Source organism: Ignavibacteriales bacterium, assembly GCA_026390575.1.
GTDB lineage: Bacteria > Bacteroidota > Ignavibacteria > UBA10030 > UBA10030 > Fen-1298.
This window is the reverse complement of sequence record JAPLFR010000016.1, coordinates 291,350-304,314: the sequence shown is the minus strand read 5'-3', so window position 1 is coordinate 304,314 and position 12,965 is coordinate 291,350. Positions and strand designations below refer to the sequence as shown.

Genomic DNA, 12,965 nt, shown 5'->3' with positions numbered 1-12,965 from the left:
TTGAATATTTCTTGCAGGGAGAAGTTACTCGTTTATCGGAAAAGTGTCAAATGCAGAAAGAAAAAAGGTGATGGGGGACAATAACTTGAGCTAAAGAATAGAGCTAAGGTATTTCCCCCTCCATGGTACTATGAATTGGACTTCCTGTATTTTCGTATAAGTGTATTCGTGGAGCTGTCGTGCTTCAGCACAGGTTCATCCGTGGTTTCAAGTTCTGGTATCATGCGTTTCGCCAGCACCTTCCCAAGTTCAACTCCCCACTGGTCAAATGGATCAATATTCCAGATAATCCCCTGAGTATAAACGCTATGTTCGTAGAGGGCAATCAATGCACCAAGCACTTCGGGCGTCAGTTGTTCTGCCAGAATCGTATTAGTCGGCCTGTTTCCTTCAAACACACGGTGAGGGGCTAACCACGCTGGTGTTCCGTCTGCTTTTACTTCCTCTTCAGTTTTCCCGAAGGCAAGTGCTTCTGTTTGTGCAAAGAAATTTGCCATAAGCATCGCATGCTGGCTTCCACCAGCGTTCAGGGTTCGGCAGAAACCGATAAAATCGCACGGCACTAATTTCGTTCCCTGGTGGATAAGCTGGTAAAATGAATGTTGTCCATTAGTACCTGGTTCGCCCCAATATATCGGACTTGTTTGGTAATCGACATTCATACCATCAAGAGTCACATGTTTACCATTGCTTTCCATTGTCAATTGCTGGAGATATGCAGGAAATCGTTTAAGGTATTGATCGTACGGAAGGACAGCAGTTGTCTCGACGTCAAAGAAATTCGTATACCATACTGTTAAAAGTCCCATCAGTACTGGCAGGTTCTTCTCGAACTGCGCCGTTCTAAAGTGTTCATCCATTGCATAGAATCCATGAAGCAAAGCACGAAAACCTTCCGGTCCTATTGCTATCATCGTCGAAAGTCCGATTGCCGAATCCATCGAATAACGTCCGCCTACCCAATCCCAGAACCCAAACATATTCGCGGTATCGATTCCGAATGCTGCCACCTCTTTGGCGTTGGTCGAAATGGCAACAAAATGGTTGCGCACTGCTTTCTCATCGCCGAGGGCTTTCAGACACCATGTGCGTGCATTGTTGGCGTTCGCTAACGTCTCGAGCGTCGTAAATGTCTTCGAACAAATAATGAACAACGTCTCTTCAGGATTGAGATCACGCGTCGCTTCCGCGAAGTCGGTACCATCCACATTGGAGATAAAACGGAACATCATATTCCGCTGACTATAAAATCGTAATGCTTCATACGCCGTCACGGGACCTAAGTCAGACCCCCCAATACCGATGTTGACAATATTGCGAATTGGTTTGCGAGTATATCCCAACCATTCGCCATTGCGAACTTTTTCCGCGAACACTTCCATTCGTTCGAGTACTGCATGTACTTCAGTCACTACGTTCGCACCATCCACCACGATCTTTGTTCCCTTCGGTGCACGTAATGCTGTATGCAGCACCGCCCGGTGCTCGGTCGTATTAATATTCTCACCGCTAAACATGGCATCGATGCGCCTGCGCAGGCCGCATGCTTCCGCAAGCTGAATCAGCAAAGGGATCGTTTCATCAGTAATTCGATTCTTGGAGTAATCAAGATACAATCCTGCCCCTTTAGCCGTATACTTCTCCCCTCGATGAGGATCATCAGCAAACAACTGCCGTAAATGCATGGGCTGCACTTTTATATAATGAGCTTCTAATGCCTTCCAAGCCGGCTTGGATGTTAATGAGGATATCTGTTCTATCGGGCTTTTACTCATAGTCGTTTTTTCTTTTCTCAATAATTAGATCTATTTTTAATAGGAACACAATAAATATAAGTCATCTTCATCGTAAAGACTATCCCAATTCCCTTCATTTATCAATTACATACAAAATAGGAAGGGTGGCCTGTGATATGGTATGAAAAAAGAATTCTTAGGGAATTTGGCTATATGAAAAACTCTTCATACTCTCATCTTTGAATCACACACATTTTTTCCTATATTTTTCTGTATTTTTTACCAAGGACAATGATATGAAACGAATATTTTTGTTTATCGCGACTGCATTTCTGTTTGAAGGCTGCATCCAGACCATTGCGTTATATTCGATGGGCGGTATTCTCGATAATGGATTTGCATCGTTCAACGAGGAATCTGACCTGCAACTTGCACACGAATCGCTCGGAAGTAATCTCAAACTGATCGAGGCAATGATCAAGAGCGATCCGGAGAATGAACGATTTCTTTTATTTGCTGCACAGGGATATAATTCCTATGCACTTGCTTTTTGCGAGGATGATAGTGTGGAACGTGCCCGCGTTTTTTATTTGCGCGCAAAAGAGTACGGGATGCGTATTCTGGTGAAAAACAAGAGGTTCAAGGAGGCAATGGATGGAGATATTACGGCATTCCGTGAGGCGGTAAAAACTTTCGACAAAGATGATGTACCTGCAATTTTCTGGACGGCATTTAGCTGGGGCAGTTATGTCAATATCACACGCACGGATGTTGCGGGCCTTGCCGATTTGAGCAAGGTGCAAGCTCTCATTGAATTTGTGGCGGAAAAAAATCCATCCTTCTATCACGGCGGAGCATATTTATTCCTTGGTGTTATCGAAGGTACCACACCCCGGTCGCTTGGCGGAAATCCCGATAAAGCAAAAGAATACTTTAAGAAAGCTCTCACGATCAACGGCGGCAAGTTTCTCATGACACAATTGTATTACGCTAGAACGTACGCTGTATCAACACAAGACCAGCCGTTGTTTGAATCGTTACTGAAACAGGTTGAAGATGCTTCGATAGATGATGTACCTGAAATTCGACTTGCGAATGTTGTCGCAAAGCAGAAAGCACGAAAATTATTAGCACAGGAAAGTGAATTGTTTTAATCAAAAAATTACTCGAAGGAACACTAAATAATGAAACGGTTAATTTATCTTTTACTTTTTACTTCTTACTTTTCTAATTGTTACTCCCAGCAGTACACTATTAAATTCGCCTCCATTGCCCCGGAAGGCAGTACTTGGATGAATGTCATGAAAGAATTAGACGCTGCTGTCCAAAAAGAAAGCGGCGGGCGTATAAAATTTCGAATGTATCCGAGCGGCGTTCAGGGGGATGAGAAAACAGTCATTCGCAAAATTGGTGTTGGTCAATTGCATGCAGCAGGTTTCACCGGTGTCGGCATGGGTGAAATAGTGCCAAAGGTGCGAATACTCGACACGCCTTTTCTCATTCGCAGCAGCGAAGAAGCAGATAACCTTTATCAGATGTTCAACTTTGAAATGGAACAAGCTTTTGAAGCGAATGGATACATACTGCTCGGTTGGGCAGAAGTCGGATTTGTGTATGTCTTTAGTAACTCGGCGATCAATAAGCCGGACGATATAAAACATATAAAAATGTGGGTGTGGGACGGCGACCCGGTTGCGGAGACAGCGTTTCATGCGTTGGATCTAAAACCGATTCCTCTTTCGTTTGACAACGTTCGCACGTCACTGCAAACAGGACTTATCAATGCGTTCTACACAACGCCTTATGCCGCTATTGCTCTTCAATGGTACACACAGGCAAAGTATATGGTAGATTTTCCATTGACATGTTCAGCCGGCGCTGTGCTTCTCTCAAAAAAATATTTTGATACGATGCCGAAAGATTTGCAGGAGATTCTTCTGCGTAACGGCAGTATTTATATGAAGAAACTGACTGAAGCGGGTCGGTTAGATAACAAGAAGTCTTTGACGGAATTGCAGAAACGCGGTATCACGTTTACAAAAACCGATGATAAAGAAATCCAGAGTTTTGTCGAAGCAGGGATCCGTGCACGCCGGATGCTTGTCGGTAAGATGTACGACGAGGATTTTATGAAGCGTGTTGAGAAAGCTACAGAAGATTTTAGAAAGAGTACAAAGAAAAAATGAAGACACTCAAGACAATCGATTCCATCTTCAACAAAATTGAAGGTGCGGTTCTTATATTTCTCCTTCTTGTCATGCTGTTTATGGCATTCGGACAAGTATTACTGCGAAACATTTCCTCCGGCGGTTTTGTGTGGGGGGACGTTTTACTCCGCCATCTCGTGTTGTGGATAGGATTTCTTGGAGCAGCGCTCGCCACGAGCGGTGAGCGTCATATCAATATTGATATTCTTACTCGATACCTTCCCACGCGGTTGAAAGGAGCAGTGGCAGCACTGTCCGATGTATTTGCGGCCGTCGTTTGTTTCCTCTTGTTTCGGGCGTCGTTGACATTTATCAAATTTGAAATTACCAACAATAATACAATTTTCAGCGGAATACCATCATGGTATGCACAAATTATTATTCCTGTGGGATACGGTTTGTTGGCATTCCATTTCATTGTCCGCGCGATTCTTGATGCAGGTAAAGCACTGCAGAAAGGATCGGCGGTATGAGTATCTGGTTGATTGTCGCAATTATTGTTCTCGTAGCGCTTTGCGGTGCCCCGCTTTTTACAATTTTTGGTGCATTGGCTTTATACTTGTTCTATGGTTCCGGCATTGATACATCGGCAGTGATTATCGAACTCTATCGCCTTACCGATATGCCGCCGTTAGTAGCAATTCCGCTCTTTACGTTTGCAGGCTATATGCTCGCCGAAAGTAACGCACCAAAACGTTTGGTGAATCTTGCACAAGCGTTGTTTGGCTGGATCCCCGGCGGTTTGGCAATTGTAGTCTTACTTACATGCGCGTTCTTCACTGCTTTCACCGGTGCATCCGGCGTTACGATTGTTGCGCTCGGCGGATTGCTCTATCCGATGTTGATAAGAGAACATTATCCCGAACAATTTTCACTTGGTCTTGTAACGGCTTCAGGCAGTATCGGATTATTGTTCCCCCCGAGCTTGCCGATCATAGTGTACGGCATGGTTGCAGAAGTAAGCATCGATAAGCTATTTATAGCGGGCATCATTCCCGGTATTATATTGATTTTAATGCTCGGTGCATATAGTGTGCGCAAAGGTGCCCAGGCAAAAGTGCCGCGCATTCCATTCGTCTGGTCAAATGTTGGTAAGGCACTCAAAGAAGTAGCATGGGAAATCCCATTGCCGTTCATTATTGTCATTGGTATTTATGGCGGATTTGTCACTGCCACAGAATCATCTGCCATCACCGCGTTCTATGTGTTCATCGTTGAGGTGTTCATCTATCGCGACCTGAAAATGTTCAGCGATTTGCCCCGTGTGATGAAAGAATCGATGCTGCTGGTGGGCGCGATTATTTCAATCCTCGGTGTAGCGCTGGGACTGACAAATTATCTGATCGATCAACAAGTACCGCAGCGTTTGTTTGAGTTAGTGCAGACTCAAATTTCAAGTCAAGTAACATTCCTTCTCATTCTCAACGGGTTTCTTATTATTGTTGGAATGATGCTGGATATTTTCTCTGCAACATTTGTCGTGGTACCGCTCATTCTCCCGATTGCGCGCGCGTTCAATGTCGATCCGGTTCATCTCGGTATCATCTTTCTCACGAATTTAGAAATCGGGTACCTGACGCCGCCTGTGGGATTGAATCTCTTTATGTCGAGCTTGAGATTTAAGAAGCCTATGCTTCATGTCGTTAAGTCGATTCTTGTTTTTATCGTTCTCGAGCTTGGCGCATTGATGATGATTACCTACTGGCCTGACTTGAGTCTTTGGCTGGTACGACTGATGGGGACACAATAGACAACACATTTGAAGATGTTGATTGAAGGGTGGAGCAGAAGAAAATAGATGCTTCACCCTTTTTTATACTTATTTATTCTATCGCTCGAACCTTTGGTATCAAAAACCAAACGAGGCATGCAATAAAAAAGGCCACTCCTGCGCCCAAGAGAGCCGCTTCTGCTTCACCAGCATGTTCAGCAATGGTTCCGAGCAGAAGTGCACCAAGCGGCATCGATCCCATAAACACCGTTGTGTACACACCCATAACACGTCCTCTCAGTGAGTCGGGCACAATCGTTTGTATGGTGGCATTAGAAAAATTAACAACAAATATCATTGCTATGCCCACAAAGACCATGAAGAGCAGCGAGAGCGGCAGCCAATATGTTAATGCAAAGAAAATAATAAAGACAGGAAAGCAGAGGGAGCCGAACGTAATAAATTTACCACGAATATGAGATCTTCCAAGCGTAGCTATCGTCAATGCTCCAAAAAGAGAACCAACACCGCGGGCAGAAAAGAGAAGGCCGTTTGTCGCCGCGTTACCATGGAGTATTTTTACCGACCATGCAGGGAGCAATGTTCCTAGAGACATTCCGAATATACTTGTCGTTGCAACCAACCCAATGAGCGCAAGAATGGTCGGTTGATGACGTACATAATTAATCCCTTCTTTTAATGCCGAGAGCGTGGAACTGTGTTGCGAAGTTTCTGCTGGTGGCAGCAAATGCATCGATGTCAATGCAATAATGACGGCAATAAATGAGATGCCGTTGACAGCAAAACACCACCCAGGTCCAAAAGCGGCATAAATGATGCCGGCAAGTGCCGGGCCAATAACAAGAGCAGTGTTAAACATCGTTGCGTTGAGCGCAACAGCATTTGTTAAGTCTTCACGATCCACTAATTCTGAGACAAACGCCTGGCGCGCCGGTGCATCGAAAGCGTTGGCCAATCCCAAACCAAATGCCAGCACGAGAATATGCCATGCTCGGACAGTGTCTGTGAACACAAGTGCTGAAAGGACAAATGCAAGGATCATCATAATAGATTGCGTTATGATGAGGAGCTTGCGTCTTGAGACGCGGTCTGCAACAACGCCGCCATAGAGCATAAAAAACCACGATGGTACTCCATAAGCAAATCCCACATACCCAAGATATGCCGAAGAATGCGTCACTTGATAAATAAGAAATCCCTGGGCAGTTGTCTGCATCCACGTGCCGAACAACGATACCATTTGACCCCAGAACCAGAAACGGTAATTCCTATGTTTCAACGCGGCGAAGGTTTTTCGCCAGATGGGTTTTCGGGAAGGTGCGTTTCCATTCATTGTTTCATCAATCGTTTAAGCAATTGAATTTGTGCGGTATGGTACACATCATGGCAGGCAATTCCGGAAATAATGGATGCATTTGTGAATTTACTGCCGGCAGGTTTTCGATTGAGATCGGATGGCTTGAGCAGAGCGATCGCTTCGTACATCGAGCAATGCATTTCATCAAGTAAACGGAGGTCTTCACGCCACGCATTCTCGCTCATGACAAGCGGGCGTTTAATCCAATTACTTCCTTTTAATGGAAATGAGCCTTTCTTCTCTCCAAGTATGCGCCGCCTGACGATGTATTTCCAATAAGCCGCATGAAGCACAATCTCCCATATGTTGTGCCGGTCTGATCCCGGACGCCATGCCGCCTCTTGTGCGGATAATCCGCGAAGAGAGCCGCGTAGATTTGTTCCTTGCCACGCGCGCTTCTCGTATGCCTCACCGATGAGTTGAAGCAAGAGATATATTTCTTTGTTTGATTTCATAGTATTTGTAACATACGGAGCAAAAAGGAGTCTGTCAAGATTTTGAGTGTCCTTTGAACAACGATTTAGTATTTTAATAGTGTTTTTAGAAAACATCCTAATGATTCCGAGATAAAATAAACCTATGGCAGATTTTGAAATTACAATAATTGGTGCTGGTGTGGTTGGACTTGCAATTGCTGCGCGCCTTTCTGAACGACATCCCAATCTTCTTCTTCTCGAAAAGAATGAAAAGTATGGAATGGAAACTTCAAGCCGTAATAGCGAGGTGATACACGCAGGCATATATTATGAACTAGGCTCGTTGAAAGCGCGGTTATGTGTTGAAGGAAGGGATGAGTTATACGCTCTCTGCAAAGCGCACGATATCGCTTTTAAACCGTTGACAAAACTGATCACCGCAACAACGACGACAGAATTGGCGAAGCTTGAAGGTATTCAGCAGAATGCAGCAAAGAATGGAGTGGAATTACAGCTTCTTGATAAAACTGCAGCGTTGAAGTTAGAACCGAACATTCGAACGGAAGGTGCGCTCTTCTCGCCGCTCACAGGTGTTATTAGCGTACATGATCTGATGGATTATTATTTCCATACGACGCAATCATATGGCGGAACGATTCAGCATCGGTGCCACGTTGTTGACATTCGGCAAGTTCATAGTGAACATGAAATTGTTTTGGATGAAGCAGGAAACAGGTCGAGTATAACAAGTGAGATCGTCATCAATGCGGCTGGACTTGGTTCCGATCTCATCGCACAGATGATCGGCATTGATATCGATAAAGAAGATTTGCGGTTGAATTATGTCAAAGGGTCGTACTTTGCAATAGCACCATCCAAGGCAAAGCTTATATCACGGCTTGTGTATCCCGTTCCGGTGAACGAAGGGCTTGGCATACATGCACTCATGGATTGGGGAGGAAGGTTGAAGTTCGGTCCCGATGTAGAATATCTTGATGGCCGCACGCTCGATTATTATGTAGCAGAGAACAAGCGGCATGCGTTTGCCGAATCCATTCGCCGAATTTTACCAGGCATCACTGATGAAGATATCTCGCCGGATATGAGCGGTATTCGTCCGAAACTCCAGAAGAAAGGGAAACCGCCGCGCGATTTTGTCATCGTTCATGAAACGGCTCGCGGTCTCTCAGGATTTGTGAACTTGATTGGAATTGATTCGCCGGGATTAACGTCATCGCCGGCAATTGCGCGGTATGTGGAGAAGTTGCTGTTTTAAATTAAGAAGAGAATTCGGGATTTTACCCTAAGCGCCTGGCATCTGGTAGTGTGTCAGGCGCTGTTGTTTTTAAAGAGTCGGTAGGCAAAACGCTTGATGCCAAGAAATGTTTTGGCTACATTACTTATGCAAGTCGTCCAATACATCGTATTGAAATGAATCAAAGAGGACGACAGAAGACTACTTATACCAATCTCTATGAATGATCCAGAATATTCCACCGAGAGAAAAATTAAGATCGAGAAAGCTCGTCTAGGTTGGATAAATCGGCTTATTGATAAGAGCAGGAGAAACAATTTACTTTATTATAAAGATCTCAAGACGGGAACATTAATGCTGGGAGATCTTGATAATGAAAACCTTAGAAAATTCTTTTGTGGTGCTTCATTCAATCTCTCCAATTTATTTAAGGAAGAAGATCGTATTCAGCAAGCCGCGAAATTGCGAGAGATTATTAAACGTAACACCGCTAATGTGGAGGAAAAAGGTTTACAGACTCTTTTTATGGCAATTGGATTAGCAAGCTGGGATTCGGTAGATGGAGGGATACCGACTCGCGCCCCACTTGTTTTGTTTCCCTTAAAGATTGAAAAGCGAGGAAGGGAACAAAAAGATTTCCTCATTTTACAGGATGGCGATCCTCAATTTAATATTGTCCTCATTAAGGTTTTAGAAGACAACTATGGAGTTGAAATAGATGGAGATGCCATCATTGACACTGCTTCGAATGATTGTTTTAATCCAGCAGAGTTGATCGGAGGTGTAATAAAGAAATGTAATAATGTCCCAGGTTTTAAAGTAGAAGAGTGTGCGGTAATTGGGAATTTTTCTTTTCAGAAGATGGCAATGGTTCGTGATTTACAGGATTGCGGTGAACTGATGATCTCTCATGATCTGATCGCAGCAATAGCTGGAGACTTAAAGGCGCAGGAATTATTAAGCAAAAATCGAGAGAATTTAAATCCGATTGAATTTGATAAAAATGAGCCAAAGAACGAATTATTAATTATCGATGCTGATTCGAGTCAGCAAAATGCAATCTTGGCAATTCGCAAAGGTCAAAACGGTGTTGTGCAAGGGCCGCCAGGAACAGGAAAAAGCCAAACTATCGCAAATACAATCGCTGCATTAGTAGCAGAAGGAAAGAAAGTTCTTTTCGTTGCAGAGAAGCGTGCAGCGCTTGAAGTAGTAAAACAAAGACTTGAAAGGTCTGGATTAGAGCATTTAGCATTGGATTTTCATGGTGCTGATTTCTCTCCAAGAAGGATTATCGATCAATTAAACTCTTGTCTTGATAAGATTAAACTTTCCTCTGCGATAGATTCGCATCTTGATCATCAAAAGCTTATTAATCTGAGAGAAAAACTCAATAAACACGTCCAAGAACTTCATAAGCGAAGAACACCTTCAGGTTTCTCAATTTATCAGCTCCAGGGAAAAGTACTCCTCACGTCAGTTGAGGCAAGATTGGAAACTCGTTGGAATATACAAGAGCTCAAAGAATTTACACCCGAAGTATTACAACGTCTGAATAATTTATTTATCGATGCATCAGGATTCGAAGACCTCTTTCTTAGAACCAGTTATTCAAAATGGAACGGAGCTAAGATTCCAAATGGACATATAGCCGATGATGTTCTGAATCTTTCCAAAACCATTTTTGAATCAGCAATTCCAAATCTTGAAAAAGCGCTGCAAAAATCTTTTAGCGGAACTACGCTTATTATTCCAACAGAGATTATGAGTATTGAGAAAATGATTACGATTGTTTGTGGATGTAACACTATTTTAAAAGATTATAAACCGGGATTTTTTCGGATTAATTTTGATGACATAACGACTTCGCTAAAACCTTTGGAGCACAGATATTCTACCATCTGGCACTATATTACAGACGAAAGATTTAGAAAATCAAGAAAAACAATAAAAGATATTCAGACAAAAACGACATTCCTTGGAAAAGATATTTTTAAAGACCTCAGGCAAGCAAAGAAAATGCTCGAGGATTGGCGTACTATTTCCAAAATAAAAGATTCTTATCCGACGCGGCAAATTGATGTAGATGAAATCTGGCGATGTTTAACACACCTCGCAGTATTAGTAAAAAAGCACGACAATTTTTTTGAAGAAAGCCGTGTGGGACTAAATGAATTAAATAGCATATATCAAGTCAGCAAAGAACTTTATAATGATAGTCAAACGGTTAGGACAATGCCTAAGCTTTATAAAATCGAAAACGAAATCAGTTCTCTTGGGGCAAATGAATTAGTATCAGAGCTTCGGCGAAAGAAAATTGGTTCTCAATATTGGACTGAGGCACTTTATTACATTTGGTATCAATCCTGTTTAGATGACATATTTAAATCAGATGCTGATTTATCAGGATTTAAGGGCTCGGCACATTCAAAATATGTTGAAGAATTCAAAAATCTAGACAAGAAACGTCAGAAAATCGCTGAAGCAATTATCAGACATAACCACGCAAGTAATGCAATAAAGAGAATGAATAATTGCTATGCCCAAACACAACTTATTCAAAGGGAATCACAGAAAAGAAAAAGACTGATGCCACTAAGGAAGCTACTCGCTGAAGCAGAAGATGTTGTAACAGCTTTGTTCCCTTGCTGGATGGCAAGTCCGTTATCGATCAGTCAAGTTACTAAGGTAAGCAACCAGCTATTTGATGTTGTCCTTTTTGATGAAGCCAGCCAGGTATTACCAGAAGATGCAATTCCGGCTATCTTGCGTGCAAAACAGGTCGTTGTTGCAGGTGATCGACACCAGTTACCACCTACAACCTTTTTTGCATCTATTGATGACGATACGGATAAGGATGTTGATTTTGATTCAGTAAGCGAAGGATATGAAAGTATATTAGATTTAATGACCACATTTCTTGAGCCATGGTGGTTGGAATGGCATTATCGTAGTAAAGATGAAAGACTTATTGCGTTTTCTAATCACCATATTTATTCGGATCGCCTTGTTAGTTTCCCAAGCGCAAGAGAGGAAGAAGCGATACGACATGTCTTGGTTGAACAAAAGTTCTTATCTGATATAGATGAAGACAGCTCCTCTGATGAAGTGAAAAAGGTCGTTGAACTTATAATGGATCACGCGGAAAAGAGACCTAATGAAAGTCTAGGTGTTATTACTATGGGGTTAAAGCATGCAAAAAGATTAGAGGCGGAATTTGAAAAGCGAGCCGAATTAAGAGCAGACCTAGATTCATTCTTCAGTTCGGAAAAAACGGAACGATTTTTTATAAAGAATTTGGAACGGGTACAAGGTGATGAACGTGATGCAATCATTATTTCAATTGGTTATGGGAAAGATCGGAGTGGGAAATTGCCCCATCGATTCGGACCACTTTTGTTTGAAGGAGGGGAACGTAGATTAAATGTCGCAGTAACACGTGCAAGAAATCGGTGCACTCTTGTTTCCTCTTTTTCGCATCACGACATTGATCTGCAAAGAGCTAAGGGAAAGGGCATCGAGCTTTTACATCATTATATTGAATTTATGCAGAGTGACGGCAAACGTCTTAGTGACGTGGGAAGCTCTGGAATATTAATGAATGAATTTGAAAAAGATGTGTACGATACTTTGGGCAGTCACAATATAAGATTGATACCACAATACGGATCCTCTAAATATCGAATTGATTTTGCAGTTGTTCATCCTGATAAACCAGGTCAAATGATAATGGCATTAGAATGTGACGGTGCTGCATATCATTCTTCTCCAACTGCCACTGAAAGAGATAGAATAAGACAGAATCATTTAGAAGCTCTCGGTTGGAATTTTTATCGCATATGGTCTACAGATTGGTTCTTAAGAAAACATCAAGAGAAAGAGCGATTCCTTTCAGCTTATGGTGATTTAATGAAACGCTTTGAAAAAGGGAATGTTTTCCCAAGAGGAGAGGAAAAGAGTAAAGAAGAATTTAGTAATTATGCCCCCACAAATGGGATAAGGCGAGGGAATCCGCCAAGAATTGCAAAGGGAATACCAATAGATAACTACAGATATGAGCAACTTGTTGCCCTTATTGATTGGATTATGTCAGATGGAATGATGAGAACAGACCAAGAGATTATCAATGAGGCAGTACAATTTCTTGGGTACAAACGAACAGGGTCAAAAATTCAAGAGTTTCTTAAAGACGCAATTAAATCTTCAAAAAAGGGTAAATAAATAATCGTCAAGTTCAAAGTCGGCTATATTCTTGAGCTAAGATA

9 protein-coding genes are annotated in these 12,965 nt (G+C 42.5%); 6 read left to right on the top strand and 3 right to left on the bottom strand.

Annotation, left to right across the window (positions count from 1 at the left end):
* Window positions 1-128: 128 nt before the first annotated feature.
* Window positions 129-1,775, bottom strand: coding sequence for a glucose-6-phosphate isomerase (pgi, locus tag NTX44_14205; protein ID MCX6122760.1), 1,647 nt, complete (start codon window positions 1,773-1,775; stop codon window positions 129-131).
* Window positions 1,776-2,032: 257 nt separating this feature from the next.
* Here pgi and NTX44_14200 point away from each other — a divergent pair, with 257 nt between their 5' ends.
* The 4 genes from NTX44_14200 to NTX44_14185 are packed head-to-tail and all read left to right on the top strand — an operon-like array spanning window position 2,033 to window position 5,693.
* On the top strand, window positions 2,033-2,890 hold the full coding sequence (locus NTX44_14200) for a TRAP transporter TatT component family protein (GenBank protein MCX6122759.1): 858 nt from the start codon (window positions 2,033-2,035) through the stop codon (window positions 2,888-2,890).
* Window positions 2,891-2,920: 30 nt separating this feature from the next.
* Window positions 2,921-3,922 (top strand): TRAP transporter substrate-binding protein DctP, encoded by a 1,002-nt coding sequence (gene dctP, locus NTX44_14195; protein MCX6122758.1) that lies wholly within the window; start codon window positions 2,921-2,923, stop codon window positions 3,920-3,922.
* The gene (locus NTX44_14190; protein MCX6122757.1) at window positions 3,919-4,416 is read left to right on the top strand and encodes a TRAP transporter small permease; all 498 of its coding nucleotides are present in this window, start codon (window positions 3,919-3,921) and stop codon (window positions 4,414-4,416) included. The genes dctP and NTX44_14190 overlap by 4 nt, the downstream gene beginning before the upstream one ends.
* Window positions 4,413-5,693, top strand: coding sequence for a TRAP transporter large permease (locus NTX44_14185; GenBank protein MCX6122756.1), 1,281 nt, complete (start codon window positions 4,413-4,415; stop codon window positions 5,691-5,693). The genes NTX44_14190 and NTX44_14185 overlap by 4 nt, the downstream gene beginning before the upstream one ends.
* Before the next feature lie 73 nt (window positions 5,694-5,766).
* Here the strand turns inward: NTX44_14185 and NTX44_14180 are convergent, their stop codons facing one another.
* Window positions 5,767-7,008 carry an MFS transporter gene (locus NTX44_14180; protein ID MCX6122755.1) on the bottom strand — a complete coding sequence of 414 codons (1,242 nt, stop codon included), beginning with the start codon at window positions 7,006-7,008 and terminating at the stop codon, window positions 5,767-5,769.
* A complete protein-coding gene (locus NTX44_14175; GenBank protein ID MCX6122754.1) occupies window positions 7,005-7,487 on the bottom strand; it encodes a DinB family protein in 483 nt (160 codons plus the stop codon). Before NTX44_14175 ends, NTX44_14180 begins: the two co-directional genes overlap by 4 nt.
* Before the next feature lie 124 nt (window positions 7,488-7,611).
* On the opposite strand from NTX44_14175, the gene NTX44_14170 reads away from it, so the two are divergent.
* Complete coding sequence (locus NTX44_14170) at window positions 7,612-8,724, top strand: NAD(P)/FAD-dependent oxidoreductase (protein ID MCX6122753.1); 1,113 nt, start codon at window positions 7,612-7,614, stop codon at window positions 8,722-8,724.
* Between the two features lie 198 nt (window positions 8,725-8,922).
* Window positions 8,923-12,921, top strand: a complete 3,999-nt coding sequence (locus NTX44_14165; GenBank protein MCX6122752.1) for an AAA domain-containing protein — start codon at window positions 8,923-8,925, stop codon at window positions 12,919-12,921.
* Window positions 12,922-12,965 lie beyond the last annotated feature (44 nt).